At 57.9% G+C, this 21,588-nt stretch carries 18 protein-coding genes and 1 pseudogene; 8 read left to right on the forward strand and 11 right to left on the reverse strand.

Annotation, left to right across the window (positions count from 1 at the left end; all coding sequences use genetic code 11):
- Positions 1–10: 10 nt before the first annotated feature.
- On the reverse strand, positions 11–5,200 hold the full coding sequence (locus F8N85_RS13800; RefSeq protein WP_150804156.1) for an NEL-type E3 ubiquitin ligase domain-containing protein: 5,190 nt from the start codon (positions 5,198–5,200) through the stop codon (positions 11–13).
- Between the two features lie 255 nt (positions 5,201–5,455).
- Between F8N85_RS13800 and F8N85_RS13805 the strand changes: the two genes are divergently transcribed.
- The gene (locus tag F8N85_RS13805) at positions 5,456–6,607 is read left to right on the forward strand and encodes a sensor histidine kinase (protein ID WP_150804157.1); all 1,152 of its coding nucleotides are present in this window, start codon (positions 5,456–5,458) and stop codon (positions 6,605–6,607) included.
- A 348-nt stretch (positions 6,608–6,955) separates the two neighbouring features.
- Positions 6,956–7,324: a DUF6124 family protein gene (locus F8N85_RS13810; protein ID WP_150804158.1), complete on the forward strand. Its 369-nt coding sequence runs from the start codon at positions 6,956–6,958 to the stop codon at positions 7,322–7,324.
- A 161-nt stretch (positions 7,325–7,485) separates the two neighbouring features.
- Here F8N85_RS13810 and F8N85_RS13815 read toward each other — a convergent pair.
- A pseudogene (locus tag F8N85_RS13815) lies at positions 7,486–7,593 on the reverse strand (chaperone modulatory protein CbpM); the annotation flags it as partial.
- 371 nt (positions 7,594–7,964) lie between these two features.
- Between F8N85_RS13815 and F8N85_RS13820 the strand changes: the two are divergent.
- Positions 7,965–8,345: a DUF6124 family protein gene (locus F8N85_RS13820; protein ID WP_150804159.1), complete on the forward strand. Its 381-nt coding sequence runs from the start codon at positions 7,965–7,967 to the stop codon at positions 8,343–8,345.
- A gap of 160 nt (positions 8,346–8,505) precedes the next feature.
- On the opposite strand, the gene F8N85_RS13825 is transcribed toward F8N85_RS13820, so the two are convergent.
- A complete protein-coding gene (locus tag F8N85_RS13825; protein WP_150804160.1) occupies positions 8,506–8,811 on the reverse strand; it encodes a chaperone modulator CbpM in 306 nt (101 codons plus the stop codon).
- Between the two features lie 2 nt (positions 8,812–8,813).
- Positions 8,814–9,776, reverse strand: coding sequence for a DnaJ C-terminal domain-containing protein (locus F8N85_RS13830; protein WP_150804161.1), 963 nt, complete (start codon positions 9,774–9,776; stop codon positions 8,814–8,816).
- A 295-nt stretch (positions 9,777–10,071) separates the two neighbouring features.
- Between F8N85_RS13830 and F8N85_RS13835 the strand changes: the two genes are divergently transcribed.
- Positions 10,072–11,340, forward strand: a complete 1,269-nt coding sequence (locus tag F8N85_RS13835; RefSeq protein ID WP_150804162.1) for an Hsp70 family protein — start codon at positions 10,072–10,074, stop codon at positions 11,338–11,340.
- A 163-nt stretch (positions 11,341–11,503) separates the two neighbouring features.
- Here F8N85_RS13835 and F8N85_RS13840 read toward each other — a convergent pair whose 3' ends face one another.
- Complete coding sequence (locus tag F8N85_RS13840) at positions 11,504–12,514, reverse strand: AI-2E family transporter (protein WP_150804163.1); 1,011 nt, start codon at positions 12,512–12,514, stop codon at positions 11,504–11,506.
- Between the two features lie 202 nt (positions 12,515–12,716).
- Entirely contained in the window at positions 12,717–13,505 is a 789-nt protein-coding gene (locus F8N85_RS13845) for an AraC family transcriptional regulator (protein WP_150804164.1), read from the reverse strand.
- A gap of 99 nt (positions 13,506–13,604) precedes the next feature.
- Between F8N85_RS13845 and F8N85_RS13850 the strand changes: the two genes are divergently transcribed.
- Positions 13,605–14,492, forward strand: a complete 888-nt coding sequence (locus tag F8N85_RS13850) for a DMT family transporter (protein WP_150804165.1) — start codon at positions 13,605–13,607, stop codon at positions 14,490–14,492.
- Positions 14,493–14,544: 52 nt separating this feature from the next.
- Here the strand turns inward: F8N85_RS13850 and F8N85_RS13855 are convergent, their stop codons facing one another.
- The 3 genes from F8N85_RS13855 to F8N85_RS13865 all read right to left on the reverse strand — a co-directional run bounded on the left by F8N85_RS13855 (position 14,545) and on the right by F8N85_RS13865 (position 16,485).
- Positions 14,545–15,435, reverse strand: coding sequence for an esterase/lipase family protein (locus F8N85_RS13855; RefSeq protein ID WP_150804166.1), 891 nt, complete (start codon positions 15,433–15,435; stop codon positions 14,545–14,547).
- A 96-nt stretch (positions 15,436–15,531) separates the two neighbouring features.
- Entirely contained in the window at positions 15,532–15,837 is a 306-nt protein-coding gene (locus tag F8N85_RS13860; protein ID WP_150643709.1) for a DMT family transporter, read from the reverse strand.
- A 9-nt stretch (positions 15,838–15,846) separates the two neighbouring features.
- A complete protein-coding gene (locus F8N85_RS13865) occupies positions 15,847–16,485 on the reverse strand; it encodes an FMN-dependent NADH-azoreductase (RefSeq protein WP_150804167.1) in 639 nt (212 codons plus the stop codon).
- 141 nt (positions 16,486–16,626) lie between these two features.
- Between F8N85_RS13865 and F8N85_RS13870 the strand changes: the two genes are divergently transcribed.
- On the forward strand, positions 16,627–17,535 hold the full coding sequence (locus F8N85_RS13870; RefSeq protein ID WP_150804168.1) for a LysR substrate-binding domain-containing protein: 909 nt from the start codon (positions 16,627–16,629) through the stop codon (positions 17,533–17,535).
- Positions 17,536–17,663: 128 nt separating this feature from the next.
- Here F8N85_RS13870 and F8N85_RS13875 read toward each other — a convergent pair whose 3' ends face one another.
- Positions 17,664–19,739 (reverse strand): AsmA family protein, encoded by a 2,076-nt coding sequence (locus F8N85_RS13875; RefSeq protein WP_150804169.1) that lies wholly within the window; start codon positions 19,737–19,739, stop codon positions 17,664–17,666.
- A gap of 392 nt (positions 19,740–20,131) precedes the next feature.
- Between F8N85_RS13875 and F8N85_RS13880 the strand changes: the two genes are divergently transcribed.
- Both F8N85_RS13880 and F8N85_RS13885 read left to right on the forward strand, forming a co-directional pair.
- On the forward strand, positions 20,132–20,560 hold the full coding sequence (locus F8N85_RS13880; RefSeq protein ID WP_150804257.1) for a hypothetical protein: 429 nt from the start codon (positions 20,132–20,134) through the stop codon (positions 20,558–20,560).
- A gap of 168 nt (positions 20,561–20,728) precedes the next feature.
- On the forward strand, positions 20,729–21,361 hold the full coding sequence (locus tag F8N85_RS13885; RefSeq protein WP_150804170.1) for a TetR family transcriptional regulator: 633 nt from the start codon (positions 20,729–20,731) through the stop codon (positions 21,359–21,361).
- A 10-nt stretch (positions 21,362–21,371) separates the two neighbouring features.
- Here the strand turns inward: F8N85_RS13885 and F8N85_RS13890 are convergent, their stop codons facing one another.
- Positions 21,372–21,530 (reverse strand): YqaE/Pmp3 family membrane protein, encoded by a 159-nt coding sequence (locus F8N85_RS13890; RefSeq protein WP_007904205.1) that lies wholly within the window; start codon positions 21,528–21,530, stop codon positions 21,372–21,374.
- Positions 21,531–21,588 lie beyond the last annotated feature (58 nt).

Consider the following 21,588-nt stretch of genomic DNA (forward strand, 5'->3'; position numbering starts at 1 on the left):
GAGCCAGCCGTCATGCGCCTCCAGCACCCTCCAGGTCGAGTATTTCCTGGGGGGTCAACAATCGAATGCCACTTTGCGTGAGCGTGTTGTACTTCGCCAGCAACTCATTACTCCTGCGCTCATATTCGGCGGTCGAAACCGTGTCCGCGATCGCGTCCAGTTGCTCCTGTTCCGTATAAATAACCTCATAGGCCGCCTCGAATTTTGCAGGGTATTTGGCTCTCAAATACTCACCCCAGAAGCCACGCTGGATGATCGACTCAAACTCCGCAGGCGAGTTTTCCAGGCTTTTTACATGGGCTTCGGCTGCATCAAGCTGCCCCTGACTCACATAGTTAGTCCCTGTGTAATCCGCTTGTTTGGGCTGCCCCGGAAGCTCAAGTTTTTCCCTCAATCCCACCCGATAAGAAAGGCGCACCTCGATTTGGTCCATCATCAACAGCTGGCTACCCTTTTGTCTCACGCTTAACCCGGACTGAATGATGCTGGCAATGCGCGTCTTGATGTCTTGCAGCGCCAGCTTCTCAACTTCATCCAGACGAAACAGGCCTTTTGCAAGCCTGATCAGCTCGACCCCGGAGCTGTGGTTGCTGGCCAGTGTTTCGGCGTTATCAATCAGCACCTGAACTTCCAGCTCACTGAACACCAGAGCCGCACGATCGCTGCACGTCTCGTCACCCGCCAACTCGAACAACCTGGCGCGCAACTCCTCGGATCTCGCGGCCGCATCCAAAACCGTCCATACCCGCGCCTTAAGATCGGAGTAAGCCTTTTTATACTCGGCGGTGCTGCTCATCTTCTCTAATAACCTGAAGAAAGCCTCACTCACACTGACTCTCTGACCAGTCTCTCCGCCAAGGGCCTCTCGCCCCAGAGCTTCACTGTCCAGAAGCTGCCATTGCTCTATCCTCGCACCGCGTTCATCGGCGGGCAGGTCTTTTAGCCATCGCTCCATTCTTTGCGCAGAAGGCGCCAGACGAGCTTCGCCCCTGGCAACCCCTGGCCCTTGCGGCGCATCAGGAATCGGGCCTTCAGTCATCGGTTGATCAAGAAAGACTCTGACCAGAACGTCAGCATAATTCTGCATCCCTTCGGCCGAGAGTGGATTCCCATTGAGCTCAGTGATCCGCATGACCTTGTTCGTCGCGCTCACATGCTCTGAGGGTGGGGTCACTATGACCTCGGGAACCGTTGTTAACCGGTTATCACGCAAATCAACCAGCTTCAGTGCCGCCTGGTCGCGAAGTCCTATCGGCCATTGATCGATGCCAGTGCCTTGTAAACGGACCTCACGCAAGTTAATCATCTGACTGAAGTCGGGAAGGCGCGACACAGGGTTGTGGTTCAGCGACAGTTTCTGGAGGCGCCTCATTCCCGCCAGGCTCTGAGCCGCTTGCGGGGTCAACTCAATGAGATTTCTGGAAAGATCCAGAATCTGGAGCTCTGTCATCTCCCCTATCTTCATCGGAAAGTCAGTCAACCGATTATCTTCCAGCTTTAGGTGACTCAGTTTTTTGAAGGCCCCCAGGAAATCATTCGGGGCCTCAAGCTCCATGCCGCGCATCTCCAGAAAGCGTACATGGTTGAAAGAGGCGCTGAGTCGCGGAAGCTCCCCGACGGGCCTTGAGTTCAGGCGAAGCCGATACCCTACTTCATTGCCCCGTGCGCCGATTTCCGGCCCCCCTCGTCTTTGCCAGCAGTTGCGGATCAACGCAGCAACAGCCTTTTTGTCATACTCATCAACGGGTACGGTGCTGCCATCCTCCAATAGCCGCTCGGAAGGTATCGACTTCCATGTCTCCAGCTCGCTTTCCAAGGTGACAAGCTCGGCTTCAAGAGTGCTCAAGTAGAACTCACGCCGAGGCTCTAGCGCCCCTAAAAATGCGTCGACTTGTTCCGCTGTGAGATCAGGATACAGTTGCAGTGCCCTGTTCTGATCCTTTGCTGAAAATCGACTCGCGCCTTGCCCGCGTCCACTCAATGGATATCCCGGACGACCACCTGAGACGCGACTCGGCGCTTTGAAAAAGGGCTTGATCGGCTGCATGTTCAGAAGCGAGCGCAATGCTGGGCGTGAGACTGCGTGCGTTCCAATCAACGTTTTCAACTCTGGCCCCTGGCTCACATGGGGCAGCCCCAATGCATTGCGGTGAGCATCCGGCAAGGCATGCTGTAGAGCTGCATAGAGATCGTCAGCCCCGTGCAGGTGACCATCCTGTTGGTCACGCGGCTCATATAGCCCGTCTTTATTTCGCACCAGGACTTTACGGCTTGCGGCGTCCGCGTGGCCAACACTGGCGCGTACTTTTCCGTTGAATGAGCCGTCGCGAACCTCAATCCGTAAACCATTCGACCAACCTGGCAGTTTTTCAAGCGTGTTGAGGACCAGGTTCTCGGTATCCGCGCTCATCAGCGCGTCCAGATAAAGCCCCTCGTACGCTCGTGACAGACGCACCTCGCGCTGGACCCAGCGCAATGCTTCCGCCAGGCGTAGCGGGATGGGTTTGGTCTGTTTCTTGTCAGCGAAGTCCCATTTGCTCATGTGTTGTCGGTCCGTGCTGGAAGCCTCCTCCAGCAGGTTTTCGATAACGCGCGTGGGCACATTGGAAAACCGCCCTTTGATCAGGTTTACCCGGGGATCGTTGCTCGCGGTCTTACTGGCATAGTGATCATTGAACAGCTGCGCTTTATGGGTCTCGGCGGTTTTGGCAATATTCTCGCGCAGGGCGGTTACGCGTTTCTCCAGAGGTTGGCGTGGGGTTCCAGGTTTCCAATCGAGTAAGGTATTGGTCTCACTATCAGTGAGGCTTTCCATGACCGTACCCAGCAACTTCCCACCCTGTATTTGTGCATTATGTACCTGCACCACCCGGGGGTCGCTCTGCGCGGTATTTGGCTGGGAGTATTCCCAAACCGTGTTCGCTTGTGCATCGATTACCCTTATCGACACTGCGTCGGGCCACCTGGAGTAGCCTGTCATTACGTGCAGTTGGGTGATCGGATCAACCTGTGTGTATATCGCTGCATCGTTGCTTTCAAGGTCGGAAATGAATTTTTCGACCTGCTTGTAAGCATCAAATCTGCTGATCGTATCGGCCAGCAATGGCGCGGGAAGTTCGTTGTCGACATGCATTCTGCGCAACATGCCTTCATCGGTGCCGCTGACCCTGCGGATTTGCTCCAGTTCAGCATCACTGAAACCCTCCACCACGTGACCCAGGCGCCTCATCAAGGTGAGTCCCTCCCAAGTCCGTGGTTGTTCGGTTTCATGACTCCAGGCACCGGCACCATTAGTTTTCAGCTTCGGGGTATAGGCATCCACCCGGCTCGGGTGCTGAACTTGATAGGTGCCGGTCACCGGATCGCTCTTTACTGCATAGTTTTTACCCTCCAGCGGCAGAATGGTTTTACCGCCCTGTTGATAGAGGCCCTGTTCATTTGGCTTTAAACCTGGCAACAAGGTTGCCTTGTGCTCGTAAGGTTTCAGATCGGGCTTCCACAAACGCGTCTTGCCACTGGGCAGCGTGACCGGCTTCAAGCCCTCGATAAAAGGCGAAACCGTGTAGTGGAATACTGGCGCCAGCGCCACCATCGTCGCCAGGTTCTCCAGCACATCGGTAATGTGTGCCCAGCCCGCTTCCTTGTCGCCCTGGCTCAGCTCGCGGACACCCTCAATCGTCTCGAACAACAACTGGTCCGCGGTGACCAGCAGCATGGCGGCGCCTACCGGTGGCACCAGGAACGCGGCGATACCGACGAGGGACATGCCGATGTTCAGGTAATTGGAGAGTCGGCGTTCGCGGGTGATGTCATCCTCGGCGGCGGTGGAAACGGCCAGGACCTGCGCATCCTCGAGCATATGCCGACGCTTCTGGCGGAACATTTCAGTCCAGATGCCGGCCATGCCGATCCATTGAAAATTCAGCGAGAGCTCGGCATGCAAATCGATATTCTCCAGCGGATCTCTCCGCCAGTGCCGGTCGTCCAGGGGACCGACCAGCCTAGAAACAGGGCTCAAGTACTTGAGATAACCGCGCACCTGGTCTTTCCAATAGGTGCCGGACGGCGAATCCAGGACTTTCTGGGTGAAACGAAGAAAAAAACGGGCCCGGTCTTTTTCGGAAACGAAGCGGCTGAAAAACCGCTGATAGTCGGTGAGCACATCCCTGCCGCTATCGATTCTGCTGCCCTGGGGTCGGTCCATCAGTTGATGGGTGAGTTCTTCTTCGAAGTCAGCGAACGAGGCGTATTTTTTTATCGGATGCTCGGGATCGTCCGGAATGTAGGCAATGACATAACTGCCATCGAAACGATTGGTGTGCGTTGGAAAGAACAGCGCACATTCGGCGATCTCGTAACCCATCAGCTGGAGCGGGCTATAGCTGATGCGCCGCTGGCTGTCTTTATCCTTGACGATATCCTGTTCATTGATCAGTTCGACTAACAGTTCGTAATGCTTGAGTTCAATATCGTCTTTAAGCAGGGCTGCATAGGCGGCGGACTTCATCGCTGTTTTTTTGCTGTTGATGAATGCCAGACTCAGCGCCTGCTGGTGCGCAGTTTCGCCCTCATAAAGAAAGTTTTTTACATATTTATTATACTGACCACCAACATCCAGCTTTCGGCAAATCGTGACAAATTGCTGGATTTTCAGCGTGAGCTGAACAACATCGAAGTGCCCCCGCGCATCGGGTTCAGTAATAAAGGAAGAGTCTTTGTCAAAGTAGCCCTCCTCGGCCTCGAAGCTTTCGAAGTTATGCAAGGCGGCCTGCAGCAACGAGAAGGTTCTGGCACGCACGTCGCCGGTGTTGACGCCCACCGGAATGCCGAAAAACTTGAATTCCACCGGGTAATAGAGCCGTAGCCAGATTTTCTCGACGTCCAGGTCGACGCCCGCTTCGGCCAAGGCTGCCGTTAATAAGGGTTTGGCATAGGCGGTGATGTTTTGCACCGCCTCGATGGTCTTGTCCCACTTATTTTGCGCATGACCATCAGCCTCTATTAACCTCTTCAACACGCGCTGCTGATCTGTCGAGCTATTTTCATACCACTGTGACAGGGTGGGCTTAGTGGCTTTGAGTACCTTACGTCGTAGCGGCGAGGCCTGAATGAGGTACTCGGGAATAGTATTTTTTATAAAGTCGAAGTGAATGCCCTTTTCGTTACTTTCGGGCGAATTTACTTTGATAGGCTCAGACATGTCGCACAATCCGTATGCAGTTCATTGAACAACCAATCTACTGATTACGATCAAAAACAAAAAATCAAAATATGCCTGCTAATGGCCCGATAACGTTTATAACGATTCAATTAATCGCAACGAAAAACAACTATGTACCACCCAATTAACACATCGAAGCAGCCACCTTCGCCCGTGCTTGCAGCAGGGCAACGACAAAGACGCCAGGATGCGCCACACTTCCTGACTATCACTGCCCCAACAAGGTTACCGCCCATGCGCCTCTCCGAATTCATCGTGCAACACGTGGATCGCATCGTCGATGAGTGGGAGCAATTCGCCAAAGCCATCGCCCCTGACGTCGACTCAATGAGCCGGGCTGTGCTGCGTGACCATGCCAAGTCGATCCTGCTGGCCGCGTCACGGGACATGAAGACCGCACAGAGCACCAGCGAACAGGCGGCGAAAGCCAAGGGTCAAGGGCCGGAGAAAACCCCGAGCCTGGATCAAGCCGCGGCCAGCCACGGCGAGCTCAGGCACACCGCCGGGTTTGATCTGGTGCAGATGACCTCCGAATTTCGCCATCTGCGCGCCTGTGTGATCCGCTTGTGGGTCAACAGCCTGGAGTCGCCCGAGCTGGCCTACTTCCAGGACATGATTCGCTTCAATGAGGCCATCGACGAAGCCCTGGCCGAGTCCACCGCGGCTTATGCCGAGCAGGTCAATCGTTCGCGGGACATCTTTCTGGCCATCCTTGGCCATGACCTTCGTGCGCCCCTGCAGGCGGTGAGCATGTCTACCGAAATGCTGCTGCGCAAAGCCAAACTGGATACTGATGTACTGCCCTACGTGTCACTCATCAAGAATGGTGCCCGCCATATGGCGGTGATGGTCAACGATTTGCTGGAGTTCGTGCGCGGCCGTCTGGGCAACAGCCTGCCCATCGAGTCGGCTCCCATGGACCTGGCCAGTGCCGCCCAGGCCGCCATCGATGAAGCCTGCGCCGGACAGCCAGACTGCATTGCAACCTTGAATGCCCAGGGAGACACCCAAGGCGAATGGGACCGTGGGCGGATTGATCAGTTACTGCAAAACCTGATTGGCAACGCGTTACAGCATGGCGCCAATCGACACCCGGTGACCTTGAGTATCACGGGTAGCGAAGAGCAGGTGATCCTGACCATACACAACTATGGCGAGCCGATTCCCGAGGACGCCCTGGGTACAATCTTCGACCCGCTGGTACGTAGCGCCGGCGAAGAAGTCGCCGGCCGTTCCACCAGCCTTGGTCTGGGCCTTTTTATCGTCAGGGAAGTGGTCATCGCCCATCAGGGCACGATCAAGGTCAGTTCGAGCGAGGCAGACGGCACGACCTTTACCGTGGTGCTTCCCAAGCGTTCGGGGCCTGTGCAATCGGTATTGGGATAGTGACAAGAATCCGCGTCTGAGAGGATGTCGTTGCGAGCAATCGAGCAAGAATTTTCCGACAAGGTTTGAGGGTTGCTTTGGTTGAAGGGCGCGGATAATCTTCGCGGGTCGCTGCAAAATCAGTGACCGGTTTTGACAGACCGAACAGCATCAAGGCATGCAAGTGCCGCTAAGCGAACAGTTGGCACTTTTTTTGTGCCCGCCGTTCCGTATTATGGCGGCTGTGCGTGGGGCACATTCGTGTGCGCCGGGTTCCTTGATCCTCGGTCTGTCAACCCGCGTACAGCTGCCACCCATTCTTGTTTGACAGCAGGTAGTGGCAGCTCCATTTGATCAAGGAGCTTCACTATGAAAAAGATCACCCCCGATCCCCCAGAAACCCCTAGCGTTGCCTTCGATTCCAAAAAACTCCACGAGGCCGCTGAACGAGCCCTCGATCATCACTTCAAGCCGTCACTCGACAGCCTCCGCAGTTCCGATACCCCCACCACGAATCTCTTCACCGTTGCCACCCACATCGACACCGAAAGCCTGCTGGCCAACGCTTCCGAGACGCTGGCGTCGATCAATGCCATCGCTGGCGACCTGGCCTTTGACCTCGAAGGTTCGCGGCGCAGCGTGGCGCTGGGGATTTATCAAATGATTGAGTTGTGCAAGTTGCTGGTGGATCAGGCGCTGGAGCAGGTGGATCGGCGGGGGTGTTCGGGCAAGGGGTAGAGCGTGGTTTGTCGGGTAAACATTCGTTGAATTGAAGACCATCGCGAGCAAGCTCGCTCCCACAGTGGATTTGCATTGGTTCACGATTGTGTGTTCGACACAAAACCTGTGGGAGCGAGCTTGCTCGCGATAGCGGCCTCAAGGTCAACAATTGTCTTGGTTCACTCCACCAACAACCGCCCCAACCGCTGCTTGAGCATTCGGTTCTCGGCTCGCAGTTGCTGGACCTCCTCGAGCAGGTCCAGGGCCAGGGCGACCCCTTCCCATTCCCCAATGCATGAGCGAGACTCGCCAGCTATGAGGCCCGCGCTGCCAGTAACCATCAAGAGCGGGCACTTCGCTCAAGAATTTTCCGACGTGGTTTGAGGGTTGCTTTGGTCGAGGTGCGCGGATAATCTTCGCGGGTCGCTGCAAAATCAGCGACCGGGTTTAGCAGCCCAATCAAATCAAGGCATGCACGTGCCGCTATTAGATCAGTCGGCATTTTTTGTGTCCGCTGTTCCGTATTATGGCGGCTGTGCGTGGGGCACCTTCGGGTGCGCCGGTTTCCTTGATTCCCGGTCTGCTAACCCGCGTACAGTCGCCACCCTTTTCGTTTAGCAGCGATGTCTGGCGACTCCATTAATCAAGGAGCGTCACTGTGAAAAAGATAACCCCCGATCCCCCTGAAATCCCTAGCGTTGCCCCCTGCGATGCCTTCGATCCCAAAAAACTCCACGAGGCTGCCGAACGAGCCCTCGATCATCACTTCAAGCCGTCACTCGACAGCCTCCGCAGTTCCGATACCCCCACCACAAATCTCTTCACCGTTGCCACCCACATCGACACCGAAAGCCTGCTGGCCAACGCTTCCGAGACGCTGGCGTCGATCAATGCCATCGCTGGCGACCTGGCCTTTGACCTCGAAGGTTCGCGGCGCAGCGTGGCGCTGGGGATTTATCAAATGATTGAGTTGTGCAAGTTGCTGGTGGATCAGGCGCTGGAGCAGATGGATCGGCGGGGGTGTTCCGGCAAGGGGTAAAGCGTGGTTTGTCGGGTAAACATTCGTTGAATTGAAGACCATCGCGAGCAGGCTCGCTCCCACAGCGGATTTATGTCAGGCCACCTTATGTGATCGACACATAACCTGTGGGAGCGAGCCTGCTCGCGATAGCGGCCTCGAGATCAACAATGATCCCGGCTCACTCCACCACCAACCGCCCCAACCGCTGCTTGAGCATTCGGTTCTCGGCTCGCAGTTGCTGGACCTCTTCGAGCAGGTCCAGGGCCAGGGCGACCCCTTCCCATTCCAGCTCAAGATCGCGTCGCAGCTTGGCCGCGCGTTTGGCCAGGACCAGTTCGTAGTCGGTAAACAACCAATCCTTGGGCACCTTGCCCTGAGGTTCGAGGATGCCGTGTTCGACGATTTCGATCACGTAGGCAGCCGACAAATCGGTCACCTCACAGAATTCTTCCATGCCCAGTTGAACGATCAGGGGACTGCTCATGATCAGCTACTCCAGTGCTCTCTCGGGTTAAAAGCGGCTTTTTCCGCCAACTCCTGCCACAACGCCTTGACAGCGTCGTCGCTGTGCTTGGGCATGACCGCTTTCAATTGCACAAACAGATAACCACGGTGCCCCGCCTTGTTCAGCAGGCCATGACCTTTGGCGCGCATGCGCTGGCCGTTCTGGCTGCCGGCCGGAACCTTCAAATGAATCTTGCCGGTCAGGGTCGGCACCGCGACTTCAGTGCCCAACGCCAGCTCCCAAGGGGCCAGAGGCAGGGTGATGATCAGATTCTCACCCTCGACATCGAACTTCGGATGCGGCGCGAAGCGGATGATCAGATACAGGTCACCATTGGGCCCGCCACCCACGCCAGGGGCGCCCTGGCCTTTGAGGCGGATGCGCTCGCCGTCGGCGACGCCGGCCGGGATCTTCACGTTCAGGCTTTTGCTGGTATTGCTGACGTGCTGGCCGGCGGCGTTGTACTGCGGCACCTGGAAGCTGACCTTCTTCGACTCGGTCGACAGGGTTTCCTCTAGAAAAACCGGTAACTCCATTTCCACATCTTGTCCTCGACGAGCGGTGCTACGACCTGATTGTCCACCACTGAAACCACCACCACCACCACCACCACCACGCGAGCCAAAGATCGAACTGAAGAAGTCCGAGAAATCGCCCGTGTCCTGACCGCCACTGAAGCCGCCACGTCCCTGCCAGCCCGGCGGCCCCTGGAACGGCTGGCCATGCTGACCGTATTTGCGCAGGTCGTCGTATTCGGCGCGCTTGTCGGCACTTTTCAGCGCTTCATAGGCTTCCGACGCGTCCTTGAACTTGCTCTCGGCGTCCTTTTCCTTGCTGACATCGGGGTGATATTTGCGCGCCAGCTTGCGGTACGCGGCCTTGATCGCCTTGTCGTCCGCAGTTGGCTCCACACCGAGAATCTTGTAATAGTCTTTGAAGTCCATCGAGGGAATCACCGTCCGTTATCGATATCGCGCAGCCAGACACAGCATGCTCGCTTTGGCAGCATTTGGATTGACCGATCTCAATCTTGTGACCGGGTAGCGCTTCAGAAGTTTATCGACAACCGGCGCCCAACGCTTGAATGCGCGCAGGTTGTCAGGGCCATGCCTGCAAGTTTGGGGCGAAGGATAGCCTTTCAAGACGCTTGTCGCTGCGATTTAGTGGATAGTCGGCCTACGCATCTTCGCCTCACTGGCATACACTGCGCGGCCGTTTTTTAACCGGAACTCGATAGACATGAAAAACGCATCTCCAGCCCGTGCCTGCGGCATCGACTTCGGCACGTCCAACTCCACTGTCGGCTGGCTGCGCCCCGGCATGGAAACGCTTATCGCGCTGGAGGACGACAAGATCACCCTGCCCTCGGTGGTCTTCTTCAACATTGAAGAGCGCCGCCCGGTCTACGGTCGGCTGGCGCTGCACGAGTACCTGGAAGGGTACGAAGGCCGGCTGATGCGCTCGCTCAAGAGTCTGCTGGGCTCCAAGCTGATTAAACACGATACCAGTGTGCTCGGCACGGCCATGCCGTTCAAGGACCTGCTCGGGCTGTTCATCGGCCAGCTGAAAAAGCGCGCCGAGGCGACCGCCGGTCACGACTTCGAAGAAGTGGTGCTCGGCCGCCCGGTGTTTTTCGTCGACGATGATCCGCTGGCCGACCAGGAAGCTGAAAACACCCTGGTGGACGTGGCACGCGCCATTGGTTTCAAGGATGTGTCCTTCCAGTATGAACCGATTGCCGCCGCTTTCGACTATGAGTCGACCATCGAACGCGAAGAGCTGGTGCTGATCGTCGACATCGGCGGCGGTACTTCCGACTTCTCGCTGGTGCGCCTGTCCCCCGAGCGCCGCGCCATCGACCACCGCCACGACGACATCCTCGCCACCGGCGGTGTGCATGTGGGTGGTACCGACTTCGACAAGCAACTGAGCCTGCAGGGCGTAATGCCGCTGTTTGGTTACGGCAGCCGGATGAAAAGCGGCGCCTATATGCCCACCAGTCAGCACATGAGCCTGGCGACCTGGCACACCATCAACTCGGTGTACTCGCAGAAATCCCAGTTGGCGCTGGGCAGCATGCGCTATGACATCGAAGACACCGGTGGCATCGACCGCCTGTTCAAGTTGATCGAACAGCGCGCCGGGCACTGGCTGGCGATGGAAGTGGAAGAAACCAAGATCCAGCTGACCCAGGCCGAAAGCCGTCACGTGCCGCTCGATCGTATCGAGCCGGGTTTGAGTGTGGAATTGAGTCGGACGATGTTCGAGTCGGCCATCGACAATCAGCTGGAACGCATCCGCAACAGTGTCACGCAATTGCTCGGCGATGCCAATGTACGCGTCGATCAGGTCGATACGGTGTTCTTCACCGGCGGCTCGAGCGGCATCCCGGCCCTGCGCCAGAGCGTCTCGGCCATGCTGCCGAACGCGCGGCATGTGGAAGGGAATATCTTTGGCAGCATCGGCAGTGGCCTGGCGATCGAGGCCATGAAGCGGTACGGCTGCTGAGTACTGCCTGAAAGACCGGGGCGACGCTATCGCGAGCAAGCTCGCTCCCACAGTTGACCTGAGTCGATCACTACATAGTGGTCCAACACAGATTCAATGTGGGAGCGAGCTTGCTCGCGATGAGGCCAGCTCAGGCAACACAATATTCAACAGACTCCCCGCGCTAAACCAACCCCGCCAGCTTCAACTCACTCTTCAGATACGCGTAATAAATCGGCCCTGCCACCACTCCAGGCAAACCGAACGCGGCCTCGAACACCAGCATCGCCAGTAGCAACTCCCAGGACTTGGCACTGATCTGCCCACCGACGATCCGCGCGTTGAGGAAGTATTCCAGCTTGTGGATAAAGATCAGATAACCCAACGCCGCCATCGCTACCCAGATCGACAGCGACAGGCCGACGATGGTGATCAGCGTATTCGATATCAGGTTACCGATAACCGGTAGCAGGCCGAGCAGGAAGGTCAGCACGATCAGGGTTTTGGTCAGTGGCAGCTTGATGCCGAACATCGGCAGAATCACTGCCAGGAATATCCCGGTGAAGATGGTGTTGAGCAGGGAAATCTTGATCTGCGCGAAAACGATATTGCGAAACGCCCTGACCAGAAGGGTCAAGCGATCAAACAACGCAGCGGCCAGCGGTTTACGCTGGGTGAGATCCGGTATCCGCTGCAAGGCAATGATCGCGCCGAGCACCATACCAATCAGCAGCGTCACGAACATGTGCGCCGCGTCCTTGCCCACCAGTTGCAGATCGCTCAGGTGCTTGCTCATCCAGTCGCCGATGGCTACCCGGAACTCCGCCGCACTGGCCGGTAGATAAGCGTCGATAAACGGTGGCAACTGCCCGCGGGCCTTGTCCACGACGAGCATGAACTTGTCCAGGGAAGCGCCGGGATTCTCCGCTTCATGCAGCAGGAAACTGATAGCACCGGCAAAGATCAGCGTCAGTACGCTGACCACCAGGGTACCCAGCAACGCCACCGCCAACCAGCGTGCCCGGCGCCCTTCGATCAACCGTTGCAGTTGCGGGGTAAGCATGTTGACCAGCTCGAACACCAACAACCCGGCGAGCAGGCTCGGCAACAGCCGTAACGGCAAGACCAGCAACAACCCACCAAAAATGATCACCCAACTGAAGTACAACAGATGACGCTGCGAAAACGTTGGCATAAAGCCTCGAAACGAACGGCGATAGAGGATCGGCAGTCTGCCAGCGTTCGGGAGTCAACACTAGGGATTGGGGGACAACCTGTGGGAGCGAGCTTGCTCGCGATGGGCGTTAACGATAATGCGGGGTTTCTGAATAAACGCGCCGCTCTTGAATCCATCGCGAGCAAGCTCGCTCCTACAACAGACAAAGCCTGTTACACACTTACCTGTTCTGCAGACTGGTCCGCCGATACTGCTCGGGGGTACAGCCGGCCTGGCGCTGGAACATCGCGATAAACGCCGACCCGGTGCTGTAGCCCATGTCGAATGCAATCTCCTGAATGCTGCGCTGACTGTCCAGTGCTTCGATCGACGCCAGAAAGCGCAGCCGCTGACGCCACTCGCCAAAGCTCATACCCAACTCACGGACAAACTGCCGGGCCAGGGTGCGCTCGCTGACATGCACCTGGTCGGCCCAGTAAGCCAGCGGATGGGTATCCCCCGGCTCGGCCTGCAGCGCTTCGAGCACACTGAGCAAGACGGGGCTGCTGGCATAAGGCAAATAGCAGGTATGCACCGGTGCTTGCTGCAATTGGTCGACCAGTACCTGGGCCAGGCGAGCATCGGTTTCGTGTTCAGGGATCTTCACGTCGCGAGCCGCGAAGTCCTTGAGGATCGCCTTGAGTATGTCGCTGATGGCCAGCGTGCAGGCTTGCTGTGGCAAGTCGCGGCACAGTTCGGGCGCCAGACAGACTGCACGATAGTTGATCGGTTGGGCGCTGTAGAAACTATGCTCGGTATCCGGCGGCACCCACACCGCGTATTGCGGAGGCGATGTAAAGCGGCGTCCGGCAATTTCCATATGCATTACACCGAATGCTGAATACTCAAGGGTGCCCCAAGGGTGGCGGTGAGCCGATGCATGGCTATGGGCGTGGAAATCGGCATAGCGGAAATAAACCGGCGTCGGCAAACCGCTGAAATCCAGAAGGTCGATGGGCTTTTTGTTCATGCTGTCCGAATACAGAGGCGGATTGTCTGGATCGAAGTATAGGCATTTATCCGGACAATGGATAATCACCCTTCATTAACGTACCGGTTTTCTCCACCCATGCAATACGCTTATCCACTGCTGGCCATTTTCATCTGGGCCGGCAATACCGTGATCAACAAACTGGCAGTCGGGGCAATTTTCCCGGCCGAAATCGGTTTCTATCGCTGGCTGCTGGCAGGGATGTTGTTCACGCCGTTCATGCTCAAGGCAGTGATCACCCATTGGCCATTGATCCGCCCGAACCTGGGCAAGATCTTTATTCTCGGCGTGCTTGGCATGGCGGTGTATCAAAGCCTGGCCTACTTCGCCGCGACCCTGACCTCGGCCACCAACATGGGGATCATCCTGTCGCTGATGCCTTTGATGTCGCTGGCCATGGCGATTGCCAGCCTGGGTCAACGGCTGACCGCCGGCGCGCTGGCCGGTGCCGTGCTGTCGTTCGCCGGGGTGCTGGTGGTGGTGTCCTCCGGCAGCCTCGGCGCGCTGCTGGAACACGGCGTGAATCTGGGCGATGGGATGATGCTGATCGCTACCTTGGCTTATGCGATCTACAGCACGCTGCTGAAAAAATGGCAGCTGTGTTTGCCGCCGCTGGTGTTGCTCTACTTGCAGGTATTGGTGGCAATCGTGGTGCTGTTTCCGCTGTTCCTCGCCTCACCAAAAGCCGGCCTGACCCTGCAGAACATTCCTCTGGTGCTCTACGCCTGCCTGCTGGCCTCAATGATCGCTCCGCTGGCCTGGATGCAAGCGGTGGTCCGCCTGGGGCCGAGCCGCACAACGTTGTTCTTCAACCTGGTGCCGCTGATCACCGCATTGATTGCCGCCGTGGTGCTGCAGGAGCAACTGGCGCTGTATCACCTGGTCGGTGGCGCCTTGACCTTGGGCGGGGTGATTTTGTCGGAGCGCTGGCGGACAGTGCTAGGGCGCCGGGGCGTTGTTGTCTGACCTGTGGCGAGGGGGCCTGCCCCCTCGCCACATAGAGGACCGCGAACTGCAATTACAAACCCGCCACCTTCAACCGTTGCGCATGCTCGACAAACAACCGAATCGGCTCGGCACCCTTGCCTACCAGCCCCAGGGACTGGTTGACGATGTCAAAGTGATCCAGCGGATACTCATCGCCGATCACCGTGCCCAAATGAGAACTGTAACGCCCGACCATCCCGTCGCAATGCCCGGCTTCGCGGACGAAGGTTCTGGCGAACAAGCGGCAACTGCGGTTGGTGCCATCGAACAGGTTGCGCCCGCGATCGGTCTTGCCCGGCTGCAAGGTCCCGGACCAGGAGTAATAACGCACTCCATTGACCACCTCGGCACCCTGCCCACCCCAGGTGTCGGGCAAGCCCTGTGGGTACTTCTGGTTAAACAGCGCGACACCTTCGCTCGTCAGCGATTGGTGTGAAGCATGGATATCCACGGGCAACTTCGGACCGCGATAGCCGGTTTCCAGCAGACTCATCAAGGCTGCGATCAGTCGAATCACTACCTTCAGTACCCGCCCGAGCGGGCTGTCGCCCGGGTAATGGGTGTGCAGATAGTCCGCCAGCTCCGATCCATGATTAGGCCCTGCGACCGAGGTCACCGAGGCCACCCAATCCGGGCGCTTGGCCGCGGCATAACGCGCGGTGAGCGCCCCCTGGCTGTGGCCGAGCAAATTGACTTTGGCGGCGCCGGTCTCGCGCAAAATCTCTTCGATGCGTGTCAACAACTGCTCACCGCGCACCTCACAAGAATTGAGCGGCGAGACCTGCACGGCGATCACTGTTGCCCCGCCTCGGCGCAGGGCCGAAATAATCCCGTACCAGTACGGGTATAGCACCAGTCGAATAAACCCCAACATCCCCGGGACCAACACCAATGGAAAACGGGTAGCGGATTCTTGCGACATGGGCGTACGTCCCTGAACTGAGCTGATAATGCCATCCTAGACGCAATGACTGGGGAATGTGCCAGCATCGGCTGTCGGCATGACAAGCCCGTGACGTTATTTCAGCCCGACCACTCCCGCCACGATCAGCCCGACTGACACCAGCTTGATCGCCGTCAGACTCTCCCCCAACAACGCAAAACCGAGAAACACCGTCCCCAGTGAACCGATGGCAGTCCAGATCGGATAGGCGATGCTCACCGGCAGTTCACGCATGGCCAGGGTCAGAAACCAGATCCCGCCCACCGCCGCCACCACTGTGAGCAGCGACGGCCAGAGTCGGGTGAAACCTTCGGCGTACTTCATGCCCATGGCGAAGGTGACTTCGAAACCGGCGGCGATCAGCAAAAACACCCAGGCCATGATGCCTCCTCAAAACACCTTGGCCAGCGCCAGCAAGCGCTGTTCAGCCTCGGCAGACGAGACCAGGAAGGTGCGTTCCGCCGACTCTTCACCCTCGGCCGCGACCACTGTGATGTCATCGATGCCAATGAAGCCCAGGGTGGTGCGCAGCAACGGATCGGCATGATTCAGCGCCTCGTTCTCACCACCGGGGCCGAAGCCATGTCCGCCACGACTGGTGATGACCAGGGCCTTTTTGCCCCGCACCAGCGGCTCATACTGCGCGACACCATTGTCCAGACTGTGGTTGAACGTCAGGCCCAGGCGCACGATCTGGTCGATCCAGGCCTTGAGACCGCTGGGAACGCTGAAGTTGTGCATCGGCGTCGAGATCACCAGCAGGTCATGCCCCAGCAACTCCGCCACCAGTTCATCGCTGAATGCCAGATCGGCCTGCATCGACAGTGGCCGGGCTGCGGGTTCGGGGTAGAACGCAGCGGCGATGAATCCCTCGTTAACCGGTGGAATCAACGCCCGGCCGACTTCACGACGGGTCAGCTGTGACTCCGGGTGAGTGGCCTGCCAGGCCCCAAGAAACACCTCGGCCAAGCGCCGGGAGTGAGAGCGTTCCCCACGGGGACTGGCATGCACGGCAAGAATTCTGTTCATCTGAATCTCCTTGAAATGGCTAAACTCACAAGACCAAACTGCTTCAACGCTTGTGGCTTGCAGCTTGAAGCTCGCCGCTATTGCTCTTCAAATGAGCAGAAGTCATTTAGGGTGAGTTTGTTTCATCCATGGAGCCCTCAGATGTTTGCCTCGCTACCGCTGACCGCCCTGCGCGCCTTCGAATCCGCTTCGCGCCTGCTGAGTTTCAAGGCCGCTGCTGAAGAACTGTCGGTCACTCCGACCGCGGTCTCTCATCAGATTCGCTCGCTGGAAAGCTGGCTCGGCGTGTCGTTGTTCGAACGCCTGCCACGTCAGGTGCGCCTGACCGAATGCGGCGAACGACTGTTCCACAGCCTGCATGGCGCATTGCTGGAGGTCGCGCAAAGCGTCGACACCCTGCGCCCGCAACGCAGCGGCGCCAGCCTGATGATTTCCACCACGCCAGCCTTTGCCGCACTGTGGCTGGTGCCGCGACTGGGGCGCTTCTATGCCCGCCACCCCAACATCAACCTGCGCATGGACACCCATTGTGACGTCATCGACCTGCAGCAGGATGCGAGCATTGACCTGGTGATTCGCTACAGCCTCGACGACTACCCCAACCTCTATGGGCTGTGCCTGTTCGACGAGTGTTTTGCGGTCTATGGCTCACCCGAACAAGTCGCCCTGGCCGCCACCCGCCAACCGACGCTGATCAGCGTGCGCTGGCACAATTCCAAGCTTTACGCCCGAGGCTGGGAAGCCTGGTGCGCGCAGGCCGGGGAGAGCTGGCTCGAAGGCCAGCCGGTGATCCGCGAATACGACGAAGAGCATTACGCCCTGCAAGCGGCGATTGCCGGGCAAGGCCTGGTGATGGCAAGCAACATTCTCGTCTCGGAAAGCGTCGCTGGCGGTTTGCTGCAGCCCTATCGTCCGCAGATCCACATCGATGGCGCTGGCTACAGCGCGCTCTGCGTGCCGGGGCGCGAGCGACATCCGCCGGTGCGGGCGTTCTTCCAGTGGTTGCGCGAAGAGGCACTGCTCTCGGGTCACGCCCTGCCCGTCAATTGAGGAAAACCAGGCTGGGGTGGGGGCTTACCCCTAATGCCAATCAGTTAAGCACTGGATGCCCCCAAAAAAGATCGCAGCCTGCGGCAGCTCCTACATGTTTTGCGCATACCCGTTTATTACAAGTTGAATCACTGGGTCGGTTTCACCGTCACCGGCGCCTTGCCCTCCTTCATCTGCGCCAACAACGGCGCGCACTGGTTCGGTTCTCCGCCACTGGGCGCGACCAAGGCCAGCAGCCCCGCCGCAGGCCCGGCGAGCACACCCAGCGCCACCATCCCCGCGCCCCGCAACATCAAAGGCACGCCTTTCACTCCGGCAGCCGGCTTGATAAAGGGGCCACGGACATACAGCGGTGAACGCAGAGAGAACAGCCGCAGGCCCTTGGATTCGGGGGTAATGGTCAGGTCCAGCTGCTCGCTGGCCATGTTCACCGTGCCATCGATGTAGACAATCGCGTTCTCGGTATCGAATACAAACAAGCGAATCGTGGCCAGGCCGGTCTTGATATCAAAATCGGCGGCGGCGCAGTTGATCTTCACTTCTTTGTCGCCAAATATCCTGCTGACCACGTAATTACCGACATTGAGCCCAGCGAGTTCCATCAGCTCCCGGCTGATGGCGCCATCGTTGATGAGCATTTTCAGATCGCCGTTGGCAGTCCCCAGCAGCGCCGCCACCGAGTTGCCGCGACCGGTGATATCGGCATCGCCGTTGAGTTCGCCAAAACTGGTTTTCATCGGTTCGAAGGTCGGAAACAGTTGCTTGAGCTTGAAGTTGCGCGCCGTCAGCTTGGCCCGACCTTCCAGCGGCGTAGTGCGGCCATTGAGACGAATCTGCGCGTCCAGCTTACCGCCGGCTACGCCAAAACGCAGTGGTTCAAGGTTCAGCTGGCCATCATTGAGAATCAGGTGAGTGTAGAGATCAGTGAACGGTAATTCGGCGCTGTGGACGATACGTTTTCCGGTGAATTCAACGTCCGCATCCATATCGCGCCAGCGTTCGGTACGAAACTCCTCGACTGGCAACACCTTGTCCGCCGGCTGCTTGCTGTCGCCGCCACGGGCATTTTGTTTGGCATTGGAATCGGCACCGATCAACGGCGCGAGGTCTGCGAACAGCAGCTGGTTCGAAACCAGCGCACCGCTGAGTCGGGGGCGAGGCTTGCTGGCGACATAGGCCAGATCCCCGTGAATATCACTGCTACCGATCTTGCCGTTGAATTGCTCATAACGAAACGAAGCGCCTTCGGGCTCCTGCAATTTGGCCACCAGATGACCGTCGGTGGCATAGGCCGGCGAATCCGGCAGTGTCACGCCCGTCAGGGGATAGAGGTTACCCAGGCTGGTACCGGCCAGTTTAAGGCGCAAATCCAGCGCGCCGAGATTGAGCGGATCGGTGAGTGTCCCGGCCAGTTCGACGCTGGTATCACCGATCTTGACCTGAGCTTGCAGGGGAAAAGGACGGGCGGCGTCCTGCAGCGCCAGCAGGCCGCCGATCTTGCCGCTGCCTGCCAGTTCTTGCTGGCGATAATGGCCTTTAGCCTGCAATGCAAACGCGTAATCCAGTGGCGCCGATCCCTTCTCGATGGCTTTTTTCGCCGCTTTATCGCCGACGATATCGCTGAACGGAATGGGTTTGCCCAACGGATCGATCAGCAGCTCGAGTTGGGTTTTCAGGCTTTGATCATTGAGCGTGACCCGGCCTTTGTCGAAACCGATGGCCCCGATGTCCAACACCCAACTGGAGGGCTCGGCATTCGGGTCTTTCGGGTCGAACTTGAACGTCCAGTTGGCGCGACCATCGGCCAGGCGTTCAAGGGTGGCATTGGGCTCGGTGAGATCAATGCGCGGGATCACCAGTCGTTGCGCCAGCAATGCCAGCGGTGAAACACGCAACTCGACGCGCTTGAGGCTGACCATTTGCGGGCTCTTCGACCAGTCCGGATTGCCCAGGGTCAGGTCTTGCGCCACCACATGCGGCCACGGAACCCAGGCCCACCACCCGCCCTCGTCGGGTTCGCGCTGCCAGAGCACCGCCAGGTCGCCATTAATAGCAAACGGCCGGTGCAGTTCTCCAGAGACTTTGGCGTTAAGTGCCGGCTTGATCCGGTTCCAATCGAAGAACGCGATGACCAGAACCAGCACGGCAAACAGTACAACCAACGTGGCGACTGTCCAGGCAAAAAATTTACGAGCGCGCGTCATTGCACGGAACTCCTGATTACGACTGAGCGTGCGAACTGCGACGCACGTGTGAAGCGCCAGGCCTGGAAGCGACCCGCTATGGAAATTACGACTGGCAAATGGCCCGCAGGTTTAATACCAAGGTTGATTTAAACGCAACCTTCGACGATTTTCTGACCGACCCCATCAGACGGTGTTACCGCGCCAGCCACTATTGCGAGGCGACAGTGGGTCAAAAATACCCATCTAAATTCAACAGTACTCCCCGCAAAGGCCCGGTTCAGAGCCTTCTCGCCGAACAATCAATTCCGTTGATTATTACCATTGCCCTTATGAACTTCTCTATCGACTTAGCGCGAGTAACATTGGCTCCGTACTCACTTTGTCACCCTTCCACCACGGAGCACCCAATCATGAAACGCCAATTACTGCTTAGCCTGACACTCTCGATACTGGCCGCCAATGCTTTCGCCTTGCCTGCTGCCGAGCAAGCCACTCCTCAAGTAAAAGAAAATCACTCGGTATTCAGCCAAACGATCGCAGCCGATGGCTATGAGCGTACTCCACAAGGTCAAACCGTTGCTGAAGATGGCTATGACAGTACTCCTCAAGGTCAAACCGTTGCTGAAGATGGCTACGACAGCACTCCTCAAGGTCAGACTGTCGCCGAAGATGGCTATGACAGTACTCCTCAAGGTCAGACTGTCGCCGAAGATGGCTATGACAGTACTCCTCAAGGTCAGACCGTTGCCGAAGATGGCTACGACAGCACTCCTCAAGGTCAGACTGTTGCCGAAGGCGGTGCTGATCGCCTGGCCGAACGTCATCAGACTGTGAGCTGAGCCCATGGTGGCCTTGGAAAAAAGCCCGATCCCTGGATCGGGCTTTGCTTTTGTGTAAGTAACCCCGCAATTGCTCCACCCGCCTGTTATCTCCTCTACTCAAGTTCGACGCCGGCAAAGTTGATTTGCTAGAGTGCGTCGCTGTCCTTGACCAGAATTCAGCCCCCGATGCTGCCCCGCGCCGAACAGAAACAACAGACCCGCAACGCCTTGATGGATGCTGCCCGCCATTTGATGGAAAGTGGCCGTGGATTCGGCAGCCTGAGCCTGCGTGAAGTGGCGAAAACCGCCGGCATCGTTCCCACCGGCTTTTATCGACACTTTGCCGATATGGACCAGCTTGGCCTGGTGCTGGTGAGCGAAGTGGGTCAGACCTTCCGCGCCACCATCCGCCTGGTGCGGCACAACGAGTTCGTCATGGGCGGGATCATCGATGCCTCGGTGCGGATTTTTCTCGACGTGGTGGCGGCCAATCGTTCGCAGTTTCTGTTCCTCGCCCGAGAACAATATGGCGGCTCGCTGCCGGTGCGTCAGGCGATCGGCGCCCTGCGGGAAGACATCAGCTCGGACCTGGCAGCGGACCTGGCCTTGATGCCGAAGCTGCAACACCTGGATGTCGCCGGCTTGACCGTCATGGCCGACTTGATCGTCAAAAGCGTGTTCGCCACTCTGCCGGACATCATTGACCCACCCGCCGCGGCGCTACCCGAACACCTCACGCCCCAGGCAAAAATCACCCAGCAACTGCGGTTTATCTTTATCGGGCTCAAACACTGGCAAGGGCTGGGCAGCACCGAGTAAGCGACGTACCTCAACGCTTGGCGATGATGTACACCGCATGCACGATTCCCGGAATGTAGCCGCATAAGGTCAGCAGGATATTCAGCCAGAACGCGCCGGCGAACCCCACCTGCAGGAACACCCCCAGCGGCGGCAACAGGATGGCGATGATGATGCGGATAAAGTCCATGGGTCAGCTCCTGATGAAAATCGGCTCATATGAGCCACACAGCTAATCGACCCGCAAC

It is taken from the genome of Pseudomonas fluorescens (assembly GCF_902497875.1).
Classification (GTDB): Bacteria; Pseudomonadota; Gammaproteobacteria; order Pseudomonadales; family Pseudomonadaceae; genus Aquipseudomonas; species Aquipseudomonas fluorescens_BR.